This window comes from Rhizorhabdus sp. P4_G5, from assembly GCF_056401065.1.
The window spans coordinates 368,057-384,345 of sequence record NZ_JBFUKB010000001.1; the positions used below are offsets into that span (position 1 = coordinate 368,057).

General features: G+C 64.3%; 18 protein-coding genes. 14 read left to right on the plus strand and 4 right to left on the minus strand.

The annotated features are described in order from the left end of the window. Nucleotides 1-2: 2 nt before the first annotated feature. Nucleotides 3-881, minus strand: a complete 879-nt coding sequence (gene serB, locus AC1DQK_RS01725) for a phosphoserine phosphatase SerB (protein ID WP_477866710.1) — start codon at nt 879-881, stop codon at nt 3-5. Here serB and miaA point away from each other — a divergent pair. From miaA to AC1DQK_RS01755, 6 genes are all read left to right on the plus strand, one after another. Continuing rightward, nucleotides 874-1,824: a tRNA (adenosine(37)-N6)-dimethylallyltransferase MiaA gene (gene miaA / locus AC1DQK_RS01730; RefSeq protein WP_477866712.1), complete on the plus strand. Its 951-nt coding sequence runs from the start codon at nt 874-876 to the stop codon at nt 1,822-1,824. The two genes, serB and miaA, sit on opposite strands and share 8 nt — an antisense overlap. 63 nt (nt 1,825-1,887) lie before the next feature. Further along, complete coding sequence (locus tag AC1DQK_RS01735; protein WP_477866714.1) at nt 1,888-3,642, plus strand: acetolactate synthase 3 large subunit; 1,755 nt, start codon at nt 1,888-1,890, stop codon at nt 3,640-3,642. Between the two features lie 43 nt (nt 3,643-3,685). After that, nucleotides 3,686-4,201, plus strand: a complete 516-nt coding sequence (ilvN, locus tag AC1DQK_RS01740; RefSeq protein ID WP_477866716.1) for an acetolactate synthase small subunit — start codon at nt 3,686-3,688, stop codon at nt 4,199-4,201. A 122-nt stretch (nt 4,202-4,323) separates the two neighbouring features. Continuing rightward, nucleotides 4,324-5,343, plus strand: a complete 1,020-nt coding sequence (ilvC, locus tag AC1DQK_RS01745) for a ketol-acid reductoisomerase (protein ID WP_477866718.1) — start codon at nt 4,324-4,326, stop codon at nt 5,341-5,343. Between the two features lie 113 nt (nt 5,344-5,456). Then, nucleotides 5,457-6,077: a YceI family protein gene (locus tag AC1DQK_RS01750; protein ID WP_477866720.1), complete on the plus strand. Its 621-nt coding sequence runs from the start codon at nt 5,457-5,459 to the stop codon at nt 6,075-6,077. Nucleotides 6,078-6,269: 192 nt separating this feature from the next. Continuing rightward, a complete protein-coding gene (locus AC1DQK_RS01755; RefSeq protein ID WP_477866722.1) occupies nt 6,270-6,872 on the plus strand; it encodes a TMEM175 family protein in 603 nt (200 codons plus the stop codon). Here AC1DQK_RS01755 and AC1DQK_RS01760 read toward each other — a convergent pair. Continuing rightward, nucleotides 6,869-7,276 carry a (deoxy)nucleoside triphosphate pyrophosphohydrolase gene (locus tag AC1DQK_RS01760; protein ID WP_477866724.1) on the minus strand — a complete coding sequence of 136 codons (408 nt, stop codon included), beginning with the start codon at nt 7,274-7,276 and terminating at the stop codon, nt 6,869-6,871. The genes AC1DQK_RS01755 and AC1DQK_RS01760 overlap by 4 nt on opposite strands. A 394-nt stretch (nt 7,277-7,670) precedes the next feature. Here AC1DQK_RS01760 and AC1DQK_RS01765 point away from each other — a divergent pair, with 394 nt between their 5' ends. Further along, nucleotides 7,671-7,838: a Flp family type IVb pilin gene (locus AC1DQK_RS01765; RefSeq protein WP_340315579.1), complete on the plus strand. Its 168-nt coding sequence runs from the start codon at nt 7,671-7,673 to the stop codon at nt 7,836-7,838. 72 nt (nt 7,839-7,910) lie between these two features. Here AC1DQK_RS01765 and AC1DQK_RS01770 read toward each other — a convergent pair whose 3' ends face one another. Both AC1DQK_RS01770 and AC1DQK_RS01775 read right to left on the minus strand, forming a co-directional pair. Continuing rightward, a complete protein-coding gene (locus AC1DQK_RS01770) occupies nt 7,911-9,350 on the minus strand; it encodes a M48 family metalloprotease (protein ID WP_477866726.1) in 1,440 nt (479 codons plus the stop codon). 64 nt (nt 9,351-9,414) lie between these two features. After that, a complete protein-coding gene (locus AC1DQK_RS01775; protein ID WP_477866728.1) occupies nt 9,415-10,356 on the minus strand; it encodes an acetyl-CoA carboxylase carboxyltransferase subunit alpha in 942 nt (313 codons plus the stop codon). A 180-nt stretch (nt 10,357-10,536) separates the two neighbouring features. Here AC1DQK_RS01775 and AC1DQK_RS01780 point away from each other — a divergent pair, with 180 nt between their 5' ends. The 7 genes from AC1DQK_RS01780 (at nt 10,537) to AC1DQK_RS01810 (ending at nt 16,288) form a co-directional block, all read left to right on the plus strand. After that, complete coding sequence (locus tag AC1DQK_RS01780) at nt 10,537-10,998, plus strand: Hsp20 family protein (RefSeq protein WP_477866730.1); 462 nt, start codon at nt 10,537-10,539, stop codon at nt 10,996-10,998. 253 nt (nt 10,999-11,251) lie between these two features. Further along, entirely contained in the window at nt 11,252-11,806 is a 555-nt protein-coding gene (locus AC1DQK_RS01785) for a F0F1 ATP synthase subunit delta (RefSeq protein ID WP_477866732.1), read from the plus strand. Nucleotides 11,807-11,808: 2 nt separating this feature from the next. After that, a complete protein-coding gene (gene atpA / locus AC1DQK_RS01790) occupies nt 11,809-13,338 on the plus strand; it encodes a F0F1 ATP synthase subunit alpha (RefSeq protein WP_340315587.1) in 1,530 nt (509 codons plus the stop codon). A 106-nt stretch (nt 13,339-13,444) separates the two neighbouring features. Then, nucleotides 13,445-14,329 (plus strand): F0F1 ATP synthase subunit gamma, encoded by an 885-nt coding sequence (locus tag AC1DQK_RS01795; protein ID WP_477866734.1) that lies wholly within the window; start codon nt 13,445-13,447, stop codon nt 14,327-14,329. Between the two features lie 56 nt (nt 14,330-14,385). Beyond that, a complete protein-coding gene (atpD, locus tag AC1DQK_RS01800; RefSeq protein WP_477866736.1) occupies nt 14,386-15,834 on the plus strand; it encodes a F0F1 ATP synthase subunit beta in 1,449 nt (482 codons plus the stop codon). Next, nucleotides 15,834-16,022, plus strand: a complete 189-nt coding sequence (locus tag AC1DQK_RS01805; protein WP_477866738.1) for a glutathione S-transferase — start codon at nt 15,834-15,836, stop codon at nt 16,020-16,022. Before atpD ends, AC1DQK_RS01805 begins: the two co-directional genes overlap by 1 nt. A 2-nt stretch (nt 16,023-16,024) precedes the next feature. After that, on the plus strand, nt 16,025-16,288 hold the full coding sequence (locus AC1DQK_RS01810; protein ID WP_477866740.1) for an ATP synthase F1 subunit epsilon: 264 nt from the start codon (nt 16,025-16,027) through the stop codon (nt 16,286-16,288). The last annotated feature ends 1 nt before the right edge of the window (nt 16,289 follow it).

A 16,289-nucleotide genomic window follows, 5' to 3' on the forward strand; every position in this document is an offset into this window, starting at 1 on the left:
ACTCAGTTTACCCAGTCTTTTTTTGGATAGCCCTGGGCGTAGAGCAGCGCAGTAAGATCGCAATGATCGATCCGCGCCGCTGCCGCTGCCGCCGTCTTCGGCTTGGCGTGATAGGCGACCCCCAGCCCGGCGGCCTCGATCATCGGGATGTCATTGGCTCCATCACCGACGGCGAGGCACTGTTCCGGAGTGATGCCGTGCGCCTCCGCCTCGGCCAGCAGCGTCTCCCGTTTGGCCGCCGCCCCGATGATGGGCCTGGCTACCGTTCCGGCCAGCTTTCCACCGCTGAACTCGAGGATGTTCGACAGCGCGCGGGTAAAGCCGATGTCCGCCGCGACCCGATCGGCGAACAGGGTGAAGCCGCCCGAAACCAGATAGCAATCGGCTCCATTCGCCCGCATCGTCCGCACCAGTTCGCGCGCCCCGCCCATGATGACCACGCGTTCGGCGTGGCAGCGGTCTATCATCGACGCGTCGAGCCCCTTCAGCAGGCCGACGCGCGCATCGAGAGCGCCCTCGAAATCCAGTTCGCCCCGCATCGCGCGCTCCGTGATCTCCGCGATCTGCGGCTTTATCCCGGCATAATCGGCGAGTTCATCGATGCATTCGATCGTGATCATGGTCGAATCCATATCCGCGACGAGCATCCTTCGACGCCGGTTCGCGGCACGCTGGACGATCACATCGACGCCAGGAAATGCCCCCTCAAGCGCCGCGCGTGCCGCCATCGGATCATTTTCGAAGTTCAAATCACAGGCAATATCCTGCTCTATCCAATTGTACCTATTGGATTTGATACCGGCATCGGCGAGAAGTTCGAGCGCCGTGGAAATATCCGCCGCTTGCAGGCGCTCCGATGCTATCAGCGTCGCGATGAACAAGACCGTCTCCCCGTCGAAAAAACCGATCGCGCTTATTGCGGGACCGACCGCCAGCGGCAAGTCCGCATTGGCGACGCGGTTGGCCGAGATCGCCGGCGGCGTCGTGATCAACGCCGATGCCAGCCAGGTCTACGCCGATCTGCGCATCCTTTCGGCGCGCCCCGACGAAGCCGAAATGGCGCGCGCGCCGCACCGGCTGTTCGGCTATCGCGACGCCGCATTTGCATGCTCTGCGGCCGAGTGGGCCGAAGACGCGCGCAAAGAGATCGCCTCGGCGCACGCCGCCGGCCTGCTGCCCATCATCGTCGGCGGTACCGGGCTTTACCTGCGCACCCTGCTCTATGGCATCGCCCCAATCCCCGACATCGATCCTGCAATCCGCGCAGAAGTGCGTGCGATGTCCGTCGGACGCGCCGCGGTGATGCTGCGGCGTGAAGACCCTCAGGCGGCGGCCCGGCTGAAGCCGCAGGACATCACCCGGATCAGTCGGGCGCTTGAGGTCATCCGCTCGACAGGAAGATCATTATCCGTTTGGCAGCAGCAGCTTGAAGGTGGAATATCAGATCAGGTCTCGATTGCGCCAGCGATCCTCCTGCCGCCGCGCGCGTGGCTGTACGAACGCTGCAACGACCGCTTCGCGGCCATGCTCGAGAAGGGCGCAATCGACGAGGTCGAGGCCCTTCGCGCGCGACGGCTCGATCCCAGCCTGCCTGCCATGCGCGCGATCGGGGTGCGCGATATCATCGACTGGTGTGAAGGGCGTACCGATCATGATATGATGATCGAGCGCGCGCAGGCTGCCACCCGCCAATATGCGAAGCGGCAATATACCTGGTTCCGGCATCAGCTTCCCGAAATCTGGGAACGGCACGACGCGCAACTCGATGACAATAATATTGCCGATATAGCAATAAAATTACGTTATATGGCGTTGACAGAGTAGTTTGTTACATATAGGGCACGCCGCTTCATGAAAGGGCACGTCGCCCGCAACAAGGACATGACCATGACTGCCGAAATGACGGGAGCCGACATATTGATGCAGGCGCTGAACGATCTCGGCGTCGAGGTCATCTTCGGCTATCCGGGCGGCGCCGTCCTCCCCATTTACGATGCTCTGTTCAAGCAGAAGCGGCTCCGCCATATTCTGGTGCGGCACGAAGCCGGCGCCGTTCACGCCGCGGAGGGCTATGCACGCTCGACGGGCAAGCCTGGCGTCGTTCTGGTGACATCGGGCCCGGGAGCCACCAATGCCGTGACGGGGATCGCCGACGCGCTGATGGACTCGATTCCGCTGGTGATCGTGACCGGCCAGGTCGGCACGCCGCTAATCGGCACAGACGCGTTCCAGGAGTGCGACACGGTCGGCATCACCCGCCACTGCACCAAGCATAATTATCTGGTGAAGGACCCGGCACAGCTTGGCGACGTCATTCATGAGGCTTTCCATATCGCGACGTCCGGCCGGCCCGGCCCGGTGGTCATCGACCTGCCCAAGGACGTGCAGGTCGCGACGGCGCCCTATCGCAAGCCCTCGATCCAGGCGCTGCCACACAAAGGCTATCGCCCGCAGGTGAAGGCGGACACCGCCCTTATCGAAGCGGCGGTGGAGATGATGGCCGCTGCCGAGCGTCCAATCCTCTACACCGGCGGCGGCATCATTAACGCGGGCCCGGCCGCAAGCCAGGTGCTGCGCGATCTCGCGCGGATCACGGGCGCGCCGGTGACGTCGACGCTGATGGGTCTCGGCGCCTTCCCGGCCTCCAGCCCGCAATGGCTGGGCATGCTCGGCATGCACGGCACCTATGAAGCCAATATGGCGATGAACCGAGCCGATCTGATCGTCTGCCTCGGCGCGCGCTTCGACGATCGGGTGACGGGCAGACTCGACGCTTTCTCGCCGCATTCCAAGAAGATCCACATCGATATCGATCGCTCTTCGATCAACAAGACGGTGCGGGTGGATCTCGGCATTGTCGGCGATGTGGGCCGCGCAATGGAAGACATGATCAAGCTATGGAAGGCGCGCCAGCACCAGCCGCAAAACCTGGCGCCGTGGTTCGGCCAGATCGGCGAGTGGCGGGCGCGCAACAGCCTCAAATTCCCGGCATCGATCAAGGAGATCATGCCGCAGCATGCCATCCGGCGGCTGTGGGAGGCCACGCACGCCAAGAAGCCGATCATCACCACCGAGGTTGGCCAGCACCAGATGTGGGCGGCCCAGCATTTCGACTTCGATGGACCCAATCAGTGGCTCACCTCGGGCGGCCTCGGCACGATGGGCTATGGCCTGCCCGCCGCGATCGGCGCGCAGCTCGGCAACCCCAACGCACTCGTCATCGACATTGCGGGCGAGGCCTCGATCCAGATGAACATCCAGGAGCTCGGCACCGCCACGCAATTCCGCCTGCCGGTGAAGGTGTTCATCCTCAACAACGAATATATGGGGATGGTCCGCCAGTGGCAGGACTTGACCTACGCCGGCCGTTATTCATCGTCTTATAGCGATGCCTTGCCAGATTTCGTGAAGTTGGCGGAGGCTTATGGCTGGAAGGGCCTGCGGATCGAGGACCCTGCGGATCTCGACGACGGGATCGCGGCGATGATCGCGCATGACGGGCCGGTTATGGTCGACTGCCGTGTGGCGAAGCTCGCCAACTGTTTCCCGATGATCCCCAGCGGCGCGGCGCATACCGACATGATCCTCGAACCCGACGAGGTGGTCGGCGAGATGGATGACGAGGCCAAGGCGCTTGTCTGAACCCGCTGCCGCCCTGACCGTCCTTCGACCAGAGAAAAGACAGATGCATATCAAGCAGGAAGCCACCGATCGGCACACCTTGTCCGTGACCGTCGACAACGAGTCCGGGATCCTTGCCAGGATCGCCGGCCTGTTCTCGGCGCGCGGCTACAATATCGACAGCCTGACGGTGGCCGACGTCACCGAGGACGAGAAGATCAGCCGGATCACCATCGTCACCACCGGTACGCCGCAGGTAATCGACCAGGTCGTCGCCCAGCTTGATCGCATGGTGCCGGTGCACAAGGTCACCGACCTCACCGTGCTTGGGCCGCATGTCGAGCGGGAGCTGGCGCTGGTGAAAGTGGTCGGCACCGGCGATCATCGGATCGAAGCGCTTCGGCTCGCCGAGGTGTACCGCGCCCGCGTCGTCGACTCGACCATCTCGAGCTTCATCTTCGAGGTGACCGGCGGCACCGAGAAGATCGACAAGTTCCTCGAGCTGATGCGTGAAGTCGGCCTGGTCGAGGTCGCCCGCACCGGGGTGGCAGCGATCGTCCGGGGCAAAGAGGCGCTTTAGGGCCTTGCTATAAAGCAGGGGGTCGACGGACGGGCGCTTGCCCGTTACGGGGCCCCGACGAATTTCAACCAAACGGCCTTCATCGCAACCGAATGTCCGGCCGCGCCACAGGGAAGCAAGCTATGCGCGTCTATTATGATCGTGATGCCGACATCGGCCTCATCAAGACCAAGAAGGTCGCCATCCTCGGTTATGGCAGCCAGGGCCATGCCCATGCCCAGAACCTGCGCGATTCGGGCGTTGCCGACGTGGCGATCGCGCTGCGTCCGGGTTCGGCCACCGCCAAGAAGGCCGAAGGCGCCGGGTTCAAGGTGCTGTCGAACGCCGACGCCGCAAAATGGGCCGACATCATCATGGTGCTGGCCCCCGACGAGCATCAGGCGGCAATCTATGCCGACGATCTCGCGGCCAATCTCAAGCCCGGCGCGGCACTCGCCTTCGCCCACGGCCTCAACGTCCATTTCGGGCTGATCGAGCCGCGCGCCGACATCGACGTGTTCATGATCGCGCCGAAGGGCCCCGGCCACACCGTGCGCTCCGAATATCAGCGCGGCGGCGGCGTCCCCTGCCTGATCGCCATCGCCCAGGATGCCAGCGGCAACGCGCATGACATCGCCCTGTCCTATGCCTCGGCGATCGGCGGTGGCCGCTCGGGCGTGATCGAGACGACCTTCAAGGAAGAGTGCGAGACCGACCTGTTCGGCGAGCAGGCGGTGCTGTGCGGCGGCCTCAGCCACTTGATCATGGCGGGTTTCGAGACGCTGACCGAAGCCGGCTATGCTCCCGAGATGGCCTATTTCGAGTGCCTTCACGAGGTCAAGCTGATCGTCGACCTGATGTATGAAGGCGGCATCGCCAACATGCGCTACTCGATCTCGAACACCGCCGAATATGGCGACATCCACACCGGCCCGCGCATGATCACCGCGGACACCAAGGCCGAGATGAAGCGGGTGCTCGACGACATCCAGACCGGCAAGTTCGTCAAGCGCTTCGTGCTCGACAACCGCGCCGGCCAGCCCGAACTCAAGGCGAGCCGCAAGCTCACCGCCGAGCATCCGATCGAGAAGGTCGGCGCCGAGCTGCGCGCGATGATGCCCTGGATCGGCAAGAACCAGCTGGTCGACAAAGCCAAGAACTGAGGCTGGGCAACCGATCGGCGGATCCCGCCGAAACGGTGCGTTTCGCTATTGTGGCTTGTGGGAGGAGCGGCACACCCTAGTGTGCCGCTCCAGCCATATTAGGAGAATGTCGCATGAAACGCACCGCCGTCCTGCTGGCAGGCCTGTCCATCGGCACTGCCCTGCCCCTGTTCGCCCAGATGCCGACCACGCCTCCCGGCGCTCCGGACACTTCGCGCGTCGCAGCAGGGAGCTACACGGTGGATCCGGCGCATAGCCAGGTCGCCTTCACTGTCAATCATCTAGGCTTCAGCATGTACCGCGGGCTGTTCGGCGAGGTGACGGGCACGATGACGCTCGATCCCAAGGCGCCGGCTGCTGCTAAAGTGTCGATCGACATCCCGATCAGCGGCATCACCACGACTTCGGCCAAGCTCAACGAGCATCTCCAGGGCGCAGACTTCTTCGATGCGGCAAAATACCCCAGCGCGCACTTCGAATCGACGAAGGTCGAAGTGTCGGGCAAAAAGGCCAAGATCAGCGGCAACCTGACGATCAAGGGCGTCACCAAGCCCGTCGTCCTCGACGCCCATTTCATCGGTGCGGGCACGATGATGGGCAAGCAGACCATCGGCTTCGAGGCGAAGACCGCGGTCAAGCGAAGCGATTTCGGCGTCAGCTATGGCGTCCCGCTCGTGCCTGACGAGGTACCGCTCGACATCAGCGTAGCCTTCGAGCGGCCCGCCGCCAAGTAGAGGCTCGGCTCAGGCGGCGCGGCGCTTCGCGCACGCGAAGCTGCGGAACAGTTCGCGACTATTGGCGTCGGATATGCTGGCGATGGGCGCATCGTCGCCTCGATCATCGATGCCCGACATTCCTTCATGTGTCGGATGCGGTGCGATTCCGGCCTATGGACAGCCGGAGCATCGCTGATCCATCATCGGACGATGAGCCAGCCAGAACCCGTCTCCGAAACCGGCCGTATCGAGGCGTTCTCGGACGGCGTCATCGCGATCATCATCACGATCATGGTGCTCGAGCTGCGGCCGCCGGAGCATCCGACGCTCGAGGGCCTGGTGCGGCTCTGGCCCGTCCTGCTCGCCTATGCGCTCAGTTTCGTCCAGGTCGGCGTCTACTGGGTCAACCATCATCAGTTGCTCGACCGCGCCGAGGTGTCGAGCAACGCTCTGCGCTGGGCCAACATGCTGTGGCTGTTCTGCCTGTCGCTGATCCCCTTCGGAACCGCCTGGTGGGGCGAACATCCCCATGAACCGATCCCGACGGCGCTCTATCTGGTGACGCTGCTGCTTCCGGCGCTGGTCTATCCCTGGCTCGAGGCCGAAGCGCTCTGTAACGCGACCGCGGCCGATACGACCGCACAGCACCGGATACAGCAGCGCAAGGCCATCATGTCGCTGGGCATCTACGCCGTCGGTATCGCCCTTGCCTTCGTCAACAGCGCGCTGAGCATTGCCTGCACCTTCCTCGTGTCGATCTTGTGGATCCTGCCAGGAAGCCGCATCGACCGGCTGTTCGAAACGCGAATCTAGACCAGCGCATCCAGCAATCCGATCAGCGGGCGATCCGCCGGCGGCATGTCGAGGCGGTGCAGCTCGACCGGTCTCACCCACTGTATCGCCGGGGCCTCCAGCGCCCGCGGAATTCCCTGCCATTTCCGGCAGATGTAGAGCAGCAGGATCATGTGCCGGTCGCCGAGCGCCTCGCTGGCGAAGCAGGCTGGTGCGAGGCATGCGTGCTGGACGTCGATGCCCAGTTCCTCATGCAGTTCCCGGATCAGCGCGGCTTCGGGAAGCTCGCCAGCCTCGACCTTGCCCCCGGGGAACTCCCACAGACCGGCCATCGCCTTGCCCTGGGGACGCTGCTGGACCAGAATCCGCCCGTCGGAATCGATCAATGCCGCCGCGACGACGATCAGGAGCTGGGGCGTTTGCATGGTCGTCGAACTCTTCAGAGATTTTTAATCCGGCACGCCTACGGAATAAAACGCTTCAGATCAAAGCGATTGGCCGTTCCCGTTCGCTTGAGGAAGGACATATGAGAGGCACCAACAGATCAGGACCGCGCCGGCTTTGCCAAGATCATAGCGGCGCCAGCGCCGTCGAATATCGATTGATCCTGTCACTGGTCTTCCTCGCCCTGAGGCGCGCCGGGCAATTTCTTCAGGGCGGACTGGGGCGGCATCGTCGTCGGGCTGCGGCCGCTTGGCAGAATCTCCGCGCGTTAACCTTTCGGCAGGGACTCGTCGGCTAGGATATGATTGTTGGCCCAACGCGAGTGAGGTCAGCCGGGCCGAGAAACCCCGTGGTCGGGTAGTGGGAGTTAGAGTTATGAAGTTCGTTGCCAAGCTGCTGAAGAACAACAAGGGTGCAACCGCGATCGAATATGGTCTGATCGCCGCCCTTATCGCCGTTGCCGCGATCACTGCGATGACCAGCCTCGGCAATCAGCTCCAGAAGACGTTCACGAACGTCTCGAACAACATGAAGGCTAGCTGAGCCTAGCTTTCGACACGGCTGAAGGCTGGCTTCCAAGGGTGGCGGATGAAGGTCCGCCGCCCTTTTTGGCGTCTACTGCCGCACAATCACCTTCACCCTGTCCCCCACTCGCAGCTTTGCGCCCTGGCTCAGACCATTGAGCACCAGGAAGCGGTCAACCGGACTGTCCGGAAATGCCATCTGGCGGGCGAAGCTGTCCACCGTGTCACCGGCTTTTACCCTCAGTACGCGCACCCGCAGCGGCTTGGCGGCGGCGGCTTCATTCGGCGCCATGCGGCGCATGCTTTCGACCAGAGGCTGGAACGGCCCGATCCCCTGTCCGGCACGCGTCAGGGTAACGAAGCTGAAGGCCTTGGTGCCTCCGTCCGGGCGATAGGCGAACACGCCGACATCAAGCTGGCCGGCATTGCTGCTCGCCTCACCGAACGCATAGCGGAAGTCCACGCCCTGGGCGCGTCCGCTCTGGATCTGGCCGTAGCGGATGTTGGCGCTCAGCTTCGAGAAGACCTGGCCGACATAATCATCCAGCCCGCCGAGTCCCACCCGCCCCCCGGTGAAGCTCGCCTGGCCGCCTGATCCGCTGATGGTCACGGCCTCGTCGCTGTTGACCAGGCCGTACCCGCTCGGCGCCGTGAAGGCGAGCCGCTCGGTTGGGAGCTTGAACTCCCGGCCCTCGACGAATCCCTTTGACGGATCGTCGCCATAGGGAAGGCCGTCAATGGCATCGAGCAGCGCATCGCGGTTGCGCGCACCATGACCGGCGGCACCGGTCTGCGCGGCCTTGTCGCGGGCTCGCTTGACCCGGTCGGCCGAATTGGGGTGCGTGCTCGCCCAGGTCGGCAACGAACTCTCCTTGCCGCTGACCCGCGCTTCCAGCGCACTCTGCGCGCCGAGGATCCCCAGCATGTCCGACGAGGCCAGCGGATCATAGCCCGCGCTGGCGAGATAGCGCACGCCCAGATCGTCGGCCTGATATTCCTGAGCGCGCGAAAAACCCTTGGTGATCAGGTCCGCGCCGACGCCGGCACCCTGCCCCACCAGATTGCCGACCCCCGAACTGCCTGCCACGGCGCCGACGATCCCCGCCAACACCTGGGTGATCGTCGCGGTCCGCTGGCGCTTGGCGGCGTGGCGCGCGGCGACATGGCCGACTTCGTGCCCGAGCACCGATGCGAGCTCGGCCTCGTCGTTCATCGACGCGAGCAGGCCGCGGGTCACATAGACATAGCCGCCGGGTATCGCGAAAGCGTTGTTGATCGGTGAATCGAGCAGCGTGACGGTGAAGTCACGCTCGGAATTGGACAGGCCCGACTGGACCGAGATCTTGCGGCCAACGCGCGCGACATATTCCGCCATGGCCCCCTTCATCGCGCCGCCGAACTGCTGAACCAACTGGGGATGCGCCTCTGCGCCGGCGCGCTTGTCGCTAGCCGAGATCGCCTGCGCCTGGGCAAGGGCCGGAGCCGGTGGCAGTGCGAGCAGCAGGCTGGCAAAAATCGCGACCTTCTTCATGCGGATCCTCTCGATGAAGGCTTAAAGCGAAGATTACCCGATCGGTTCCGTTACGGCACCGCGATCACCCGATGGCGAGGAACTTGTCACGCCGTGCGGCGCGGACCGTCGCGGGTTTCTTGCCGGCCAGCTTGTCGAGCTCCTCGCCGATCGCCGCGCCGAGCGAAGCTATCGCCGCGCCAGGGTCGCGATGCGCGCCGCCCATCGGCTCCGGGACGACCCGGTCGACCACGCCGAGCCGCTGGAGATCGGCGGCGGTCACCTTCATCGCTTCGGCGGCCTCAGCGGCCTTGTCGCCGGTACGCCACAGGATCGAGGCGCAGCCCTCGGGTGAAATCACCGAATAGACGGCATGCTCGAACATCAGCACCTTGTTCGCGGCGGCCACCGCGATCGCGCCGCCCGAGCCGCCTTCGCCGACGATCGCCGCAACCATCGGGACACCCAGCGCCAGGCACTGCTCGGTCGAACGGGCGATGGCCTCGGCCTGGCCGCGCTCCTCGGCCTGGACGCCGGGGAAGGCACCCGACGTGTCGACGAGGCTGACAACCGGCAGGCCGAAGCGATCGGCGAGCTGCATCAGCCGGATCGCCTTGCGATAGCCCTCGGGCTTGGCCATGCCGAAGTTATGGCGCAATCGCGAGGCGGTGTCGTCGCCCTTCTCATGGCCGATCACCACCACCCTGCGGTCGCCAAGCCGGCCAAATCCGCCGATGATCGCCTGGTCATCGGCAAAAGCGCGATCGCCGGCGAGCGGCATGAAATCGGTGATGAAACCGGCGACATAGTCCTTGAAGTGCGGCCGGTCCGGATGACGCGCGACCTGCGTCTTCTGCCAGGGGCTCAGCCTCGCATAGATGTCGCGCAGCAGCTTTTCGGACTTGGCCTCGAGCTTCGAGACCTCGCTGCCGATGTCGAACGACCCCGCATGCGCGGTCGAACGCAGTTCGGCGATGCGCGCTTCGAGCTCCGCGATCGGCTTTTCGAATTCGAGATAGGCAACCATCGGCCCCGGTTAGGCGGGCGCGCCGCGCCAGTCAACGAAGGCTTGGGCGACCTCTTGAAGGCAGTGGCGTCGTTACTATCTCGATCGCGTCAACCGTTGCCAGTTGGGACGGCGGACACGGCCCGGCGGCAACCCCGCGGGCCCTCATGGTCAACATCGCTTATATAAGGAAACAGATCCATGCGTAATCTGGACTTTGCTCCGCTTCTCCGGTCTTCGATCGGGTTCGAGAACCTCAACCGCCTCGTCGATTTCACCCGCGGCGAAAGCGACAGCTATCCGCCCTATAATATCGAGAAAACCGGTGACGGCGCCTATCGCATCCAGATGGCACTGGCCGGCTTCACTCGCGAAGAGATCGACGTCACCGTGCAGGACAACATGCTGATCATCATCGGCCGCGCGGGCGAGACCGAAGGCGAGCAGCGCGAATATCTGCACCGCGGCATCGCCAAACGCGCATTCGAGCGCCGCTTCCAGCTCGCCGACACCATCAAGGTGACGGGGGCGGGATTCGAGAACGGCCTGCTCAATGTCGAGCTGGTGCGCGAGATCCCCGAACATAAGAAGCCGCGCCGCATCGCCATCGACGGCGTCGAACCGCAACAGGTGATCGACGCCGAGCCGGCGAAGGCCGCGTAACCCATCACGGGAGCGATCCTTCCAGATCGCCGAGGAAAGCCGGGCCGCGAGGTCCGGCTTTCTGATTCCAGGCCGCGTTCCGGCCCGAAATCGGACGATGGAAGCCAAGCTTTATCGCGACACGCTATCTTTTGGCCCCTCCGCCTTGCATCCTCGGGGCACCCCTGCTAACCGGCCCGCGACCGATGCAGGGACGCCTTACAGCGCCCCCTTTTTCGCATGGGACGACATCCATTTGGGGGACGAGACGCGCGTGGAGAATTCCGGCGGTATTCAGGCTAGCCTCAGCGGACGTTATGCGACCGCGCTGTTCGGGCTCGCCCGTGACGAGAAGGCGATTGACGCGGTTTCGGCCAGCCTTGCGAGGCTGAAGGCCACCCTCGCCGAGTCGGACGATCTGCGCCAGCTGACGACCAGCCCGGTCGTCTCGCGCGCCCAGGCCGCGCAGGCCATCGCCGCCGCGGCGGGGGCGATGGGGCTCGATTCGCTCACCACCAAGTTCCTCGGCGTGCTCGCCCAGAACCGCCGGCTCGGCCAGCTGGGCGCAGTGATCCGGGCCTATGGCCAGCTTGCCGCCGCGCACCGCGGCGAGACGACTGCCGAAGTCACCTCGGCCCATCCGCTGTCCGACGATCAGGTCGCGGCGCTGAAGGCCAAGCTCAAGACCCAGCTCGCCCGCGATGTCGCGGTCGACCTCACCGTGGATCCCTCGATCCTTGGCGGACTGATCGTGAAGGTCGGCTCGCGCCAGGTCGATGGTTCCATCCGCTCCAAACTGAACACCCTCGCGATTGCGATGAAAGGCTGAACATGGACATCCGCGCCGCTGAAATCTCCAAGGTCATCCGCGACCAGATCGCCAGCTTCGGCTCCGAAGCGCAGGTCACCGAGGTCGGCCAGGTGCTGTCGGTCGGCGACGGCATCGCCCGCATCCACGGCCTCGACAACGTCCAGGCCGGCGAGATGATCGAGTTCTCGAACGGCATCAAGGGCATGGCCCTCAACCTGGAAGCCGACAATGTCGGCGCCGTGATCTTCGGCTCGGACGCCCAGATCAAGGAAGGCGATGTCGTCAAGCGCACCGGCACCATCGTCGACGTGCCGGTCGGCAAGGGCCTGCTCGGGCGCGTGGTGGACGGCCTCGGCAATCCGATCGACGGCAAGGGCCCGATAGTCAGCGACCAGCGCAGCCGCGTCGAGGTCAAGGCGCCCGGAATCATCCCCAGGAAGTCGGTCCATGAGCCGGTGCAGACCGGCCTCAAGGCGCTCGACGCGCTCGTGCCCGTCGGCCGCGGCCAGCGCGAGCTGATCATCGGCGATCGCCAGACCGGCAAGTCGGCCGTCGCGATCGACACCTTCATCAACCAGAAGACCGCCAATGCCGGCACGGACGAGAGCAAGAAGCTCTACTGCGTCTATGTCGCCATCGGCCAGAAGCGCTCGACCGTCGCACAGCTCGTCAAGACGCTCGAAGAGAATGGCGCAATGGAATATTCGATCGTGGTCGCTGCGACCGCGTCGGACCCCGCCCCGCTTCAGTATCTCGCGCCCTATACCGGCGTCGCGATGGGCGAGTATTTCCGGGACAACGGCATGCACGCGCTGATCGTCTATGACGATCTGTCGAAGCAGGCCGTCGCCTATCGCCAGATGTCGCTGCTGCTGCGCCGCCCGCCGGGCCGCGAAGCCTATCCGGGCGACGTCTTCTATCTGCACAGCCGCCTGCTCGAGCGCGCCGCCAAGCTGAACGACGCGAACGGCAACGGATCGCTGACGGCGCTGCCGATCATCGAGACCCAGGCGGGCGACGTGTCCGCCTACATCCCGACCAACGTGATCTCGATCACCGACGGCCAAATCTTCCTCGAGACCGACCTGTTCTACCAGGGCGTCCGCCCAGCCATCAACGTCGGCCTCTCGGTCAGCCGCGTCGGCTCGGCTGCGCAGACCAAGGCGATGAAGAAGGTCGCCGGCTCGATCAAGCTCGAGCTCGCCCAGTATCGCGAAATGGCTGCCTTCGCGCAGTTCGGCTCGGATCTCGACGCCTCGACCCAGCGCTTGCTGAACCGCGGCGCGCGACTGACCGAGCTGCTCAAGCAGCCGCAATTCCAGCCCCTGCCCTTCGAGGAGCAGGTCGCATCGATCTTCGCCGGCGTGAACGGCTATCTCGACACTGTCCCGACCCGCGACGTGACGCGCTTCGAAGCCGCCTTCCTGTCGGAAATGCGCTCCAAGCATGCCGACCTGCTGGCTTCGATCCGCGACACCAAGGACCTGTCGGCCGACACGACCGCGGCGCTCAAGTCGACGCTCGAAGCCTTTGTGAAGACCTTCGCATAAGTAACCGTCATCCCAGCGAAAGCTGGGATCTCACTGCCTTCCGCTACGAAGAAAACCGAGATCCCGGCTTTCGCTGGGATGACGATAAAGGAAAGACGGACAGTAAATGCCCAGTCTGAAGAGCCTCAAGGTCCGCATCACTTCGGTGAAGTCGACCCAGAAAATCACCAAGGCGATGAAGATGGTCGCCGCGGCCAAGCTGCGCCGCGCGCAGATGGCGGCGGAAGCCGGCCGTCCCTATGCCGAGCGTCTCGACGCGGTGATGGCCAGCCTCGCCTCGAAGGTGACGGTCGGGCCGCAGAGCCCAAGGCTCCTGGCCGGCACCGGCAGCGATCAGGTTCACCTGCTCGTCGTCGCCACGTCGGAGCGCGGCCTGGCGGGCGCGTTCAACACCAATATCGTCCGCGCCGCGCGCAAGACCGCCGACAACCTGATCGCACAGGGCAAGACGGTGAAGTTCTACCTGATCGGCAAGAAGGGCCGCGCGGTCATCTCGCGCCTGTTTCCGGGCAAGATCGTCCACCAGGTCGATCAGACCCACATCAAGAACGTCGCCTTCTCCGATGCCCATGAAGTATCCGAAGACCTGATCCACCGCTATGCGGCGGGTGAATTCGACGTGGCGCACCTGTTCTTCGCCAAGTTCCAGTCGGCACTGGTCCAGGATCCGACCGAGATCCAGATCATCCCCGTCCCGCTGGCGCCGCGCGGCGGAACCCAGGCGGCCGGCGCTTCGGCAGCGGTGGAATATGAACCGGACGAGGAGGAGATCCTCGCCGAGCTGCTGCCGCGCAACGTCGCGATCCAGCTGTTCCGCGCGATGCTGGAGAATGCCGCATCCGAGCAGGGAAGCCGGATGACCGCGATGGACAACGCAACCCGGAATGCGGGGGAGATGATCAACAAGCTGACGATCCAGTATAACCGGACCCGCCAGGCCGCGATCACCACCGAGCTCATCGAAATCATCGCTGGCGCTGAAGCGCTGTAGCATCACGTAAGCACTGGCGCGAAGCGCTCCAAAGAACCCGAGGCAGGAAACGAACCATGGCTACCACCACCAACAATGTAGGCCGCATTTCGCAGGTCATCGGCGCTGTCGTCGACGTGAGCTTCGACGGTGAGCTGCCGGCGATCCTCAACGCGCTCGAGACCCAGAACAACGGCAACCGCCTTGTCCTCGAAGTCGCCCAGCATCTCGGCGAAGGCACCGTCCGCACCATCGCGATGGACGCCACCGACGGCCTGACCCGCGGCCAGGAAGTCACCGACACCGGCTCGCAGATCCGCGTTCCGGTCGGGCCGCAGACGCTCGGCCGCATCCTCAACGTCATCGGCGAGCCGATCGACGAGCGCGGTCCGGTGAACGCGACCCAGACCGCCCCGATCCACGCCGAGGCCCCGCTGTTCGTCGACCAGTCGACCGATGCCAGCATCCTCGTCACCGGCATCAAGGTCATCGATCTGCTCGCGCCTTACGCCAAGGGCGGCAAGATCGGCCTGTTCGGCGGCGCCGGTGTCGGCAAGACCGTGCTGATCCAGGAACTGATCAACAATATCGCCAAGGGCCATGGCGGCACCTCGGTGTTCGCCGGCGTCGGTGAGCGTACCCGCGAGGGCAACGATCTCTATCACGAGTTCCTCGACGCAGGCGTCATCGCCAAGGATGCCGACGGCAACCCGACCCCGGAGGGTTCGAAGGTGGCGCTGGTATTCGGCCAGATGAACGAGCCGCCCGGCGCCCGTGCCCGCGTCGCGCTGTCGGGCCTGACGATTGCCGAATATTTCCGCGATGTCGAAGGCCAGGACGTGCTGTTCTTCGTCGACAACATCTTCCGCTTCACCCAGGCGGGTTCGGAAGTGTCGGCGCTGCTCGGCCGTATTCCTTCGGCGGTGGGCTATCAGCCGACCCTGTCGACCGACATGGGCGCGCTGCAGGAGCGGATCACCTCGACCAACAAGGGTTCGATCACCTCGGTGCAGGCGATCTACGTGCCTGCCGACGATCTTACCGATCCGGCGCCGGCCACGTCCTTCGCTCACTTGGACGCGACCACCAATCTTAACCGCGCCATCTCGGAGCTGGGCATCTACCCGGCGGTCGATCCGCTCGACTCGACCTCGCGCATGCTCGAGCCGCGCATCGTCGGCCAGGAGCATTACGAGACCGCCCGCGCCGTCCAGGAGACGCTGCAGAAGTACAAGTCGCTGCAGGACATCATCGCGATCCTCGGCATGGACGAGCTTTCCGAAGAGGATAAGCTCACCGTGCAGCGCGCCCGCAAGATCCAGCGTTTCCTGTCGCAGCCGTTCCATGTCGCCGAGGTGTTCACCGGCATCTCCGGTAAGTTCGTCTCGATCGAAGACACCGTGAAGTCGTTCAAGGCCGTGGTCGAAGGCGAATATGACCATCTGCCGGAAGCCGCCTTCTACATGGTCGGCGGCATCGACGAAGTCGTCGAGAAGGCCAAGAAGCTGGCTGCCGAAGCGGCTTGATGAGCACCGGCCTGCGCCTTGAGGACGCGGTCAACGAAAGCTGCCCCTGGTCGGGTGATCCGATCGCGGCAGATTCGCTGACCCTCTACAAGGGCGCGGTCGTCGGCTTCTGCAATAGCGGCTGCCGGGACAAGTTCGAGAAAGCCACCAAGGCGTTCGATCTTGCCCTCGCGGCGAACCAGGATTGATCATGGCAGACCTGCACTTCGAACTCGTCACCCCGGAAAAGCTCCTCCGCTCGGAGGAGGTCTATATGGTCGTGGTGCCCGGCACCGAGGGCGACTTCGGCGTGCTGGCGGGCCATGCACCCTTCATGTCGGTGGTCCGCTCGGGCGAATTGTCGATCTATTCCGGGCCGAACACGGTAGCCGCGCGGATCCATGTCGAAGGCGGCTTCGCCGAGGTCAACGAAAAGGGCCTGACGGTGCTGGCAGAGCAGGCCAGCGAAGCCTGAT

Bases quoted from the DNA above. Each gene is read 5' to 3' on its own strand.
- miaA (WP_477866712.1), top strand. From the start codon at position 874: ATGAACAAGACCGTCTCCCCGTCGAAAAAACCGATCGCGCTTATTGCG.
- AC1DQK_RS01735 (WP_477866714.1), top strand. From the start codon at position 1,888: ATGACTGCCGAAATGACGGGAGCCGACATATTGATGCAGGCGCTGAAC.
- ilvN (WP_477866716.1), top strand. From the start codon at position 3,686: ATGCATATCAAGCAGGAAGCCACCGATCGGCACACCTTGTCCGTGACC.
- ilvC (WP_477866718.1), top strand. From the start codon at position 4,324: ATGCGCGTCTATTATGATCGTGATGCCGACATCGGCCTCATCAAGACC.
- AC1DQK_RS01750 (WP_477866720.1), top strand. From the start codon at position 5,457: ATGAAACGCACCGCCGTCCTGCTGGCAGGCCTGTCCATCGGCACTGCC.
- AC1DQK_RS01755 (WP_477866722.1), top strand. From the start codon at position 6,270: ATGAGCCAGCCAGAACCCGTCTCCGAAACCGGCCGTATCGAGGCGTTC.
- AC1DQK_RS01760 (WP_477866724.1), bottom strand. From the start codon at position 7,276: ATGCAAACGCCCCAGCTCCTGATCGTCGTCGCGGCGGCATTGATCGAT.
- AC1DQK_RS01765 (WP_340315579.1), top strand. From the start codon at position 7,671: ATGAAGTTCGTTGCCAAGCTGCTGAAGAACAACAAGGGTGCAACCGCG.
- AC1DQK_RS01770 (WP_477866726.1), bottom strand. From the start codon at position 9,350: ATGAAGAAGGTCGCGATTTTTGCCAGCCTGCTGCTCGCACTGCCACCG.
- AC1DQK_RS01775 (WP_477866728.1), bottom strand. From the start codon at position 10,356: ATGGTTGCCTATCTCGAATTCGAAAAGCCGATCGCGGAGCTCGAAGCG.
- AC1DQK_RS01780 (WP_477866730.1), top strand. From the start codon at position 10,537: ATGCGTAATCTGGACTTTGCTCCGCTTCTCCGGTCTTCGATCGGGTTC.
- atpA (WP_340315587.1), top strand. From the start codon at position 11,809: ATGGACATCCGCGCCGCTGAAATCTCCAAGGTCATCCGCGACCAGATC.
- AC1DQK_RS01795 (WP_477866734.1), top strand. From the start codon at position 13,445: ATGCCCAGTCTGAAGAGCCTCAAGGTCCGCATCACTTCGGTGAAGTCG.
- atpD (WP_477866736.1), top strand. From the start codon at position 14,386: ATGGCTACCACCACCAACAATGTAGGCCGCATTTCGCAGGTCATCGGC.
- AC1DQK_RS01805 (WP_477866738.1), top strand. From the start codon at position 15,834: ATGAGCACCGGCCTGCGCCTTGAGGACGCGGTCAACGAAAGCTGCCCC.
- AC1DQK_RS01810 (WP_477866740.1), top strand. From the start codon at position 16,025: ATGGCAGACCTGCACTTCGAACTCGTCACCCCGGAAAAGCTCCTCCGC.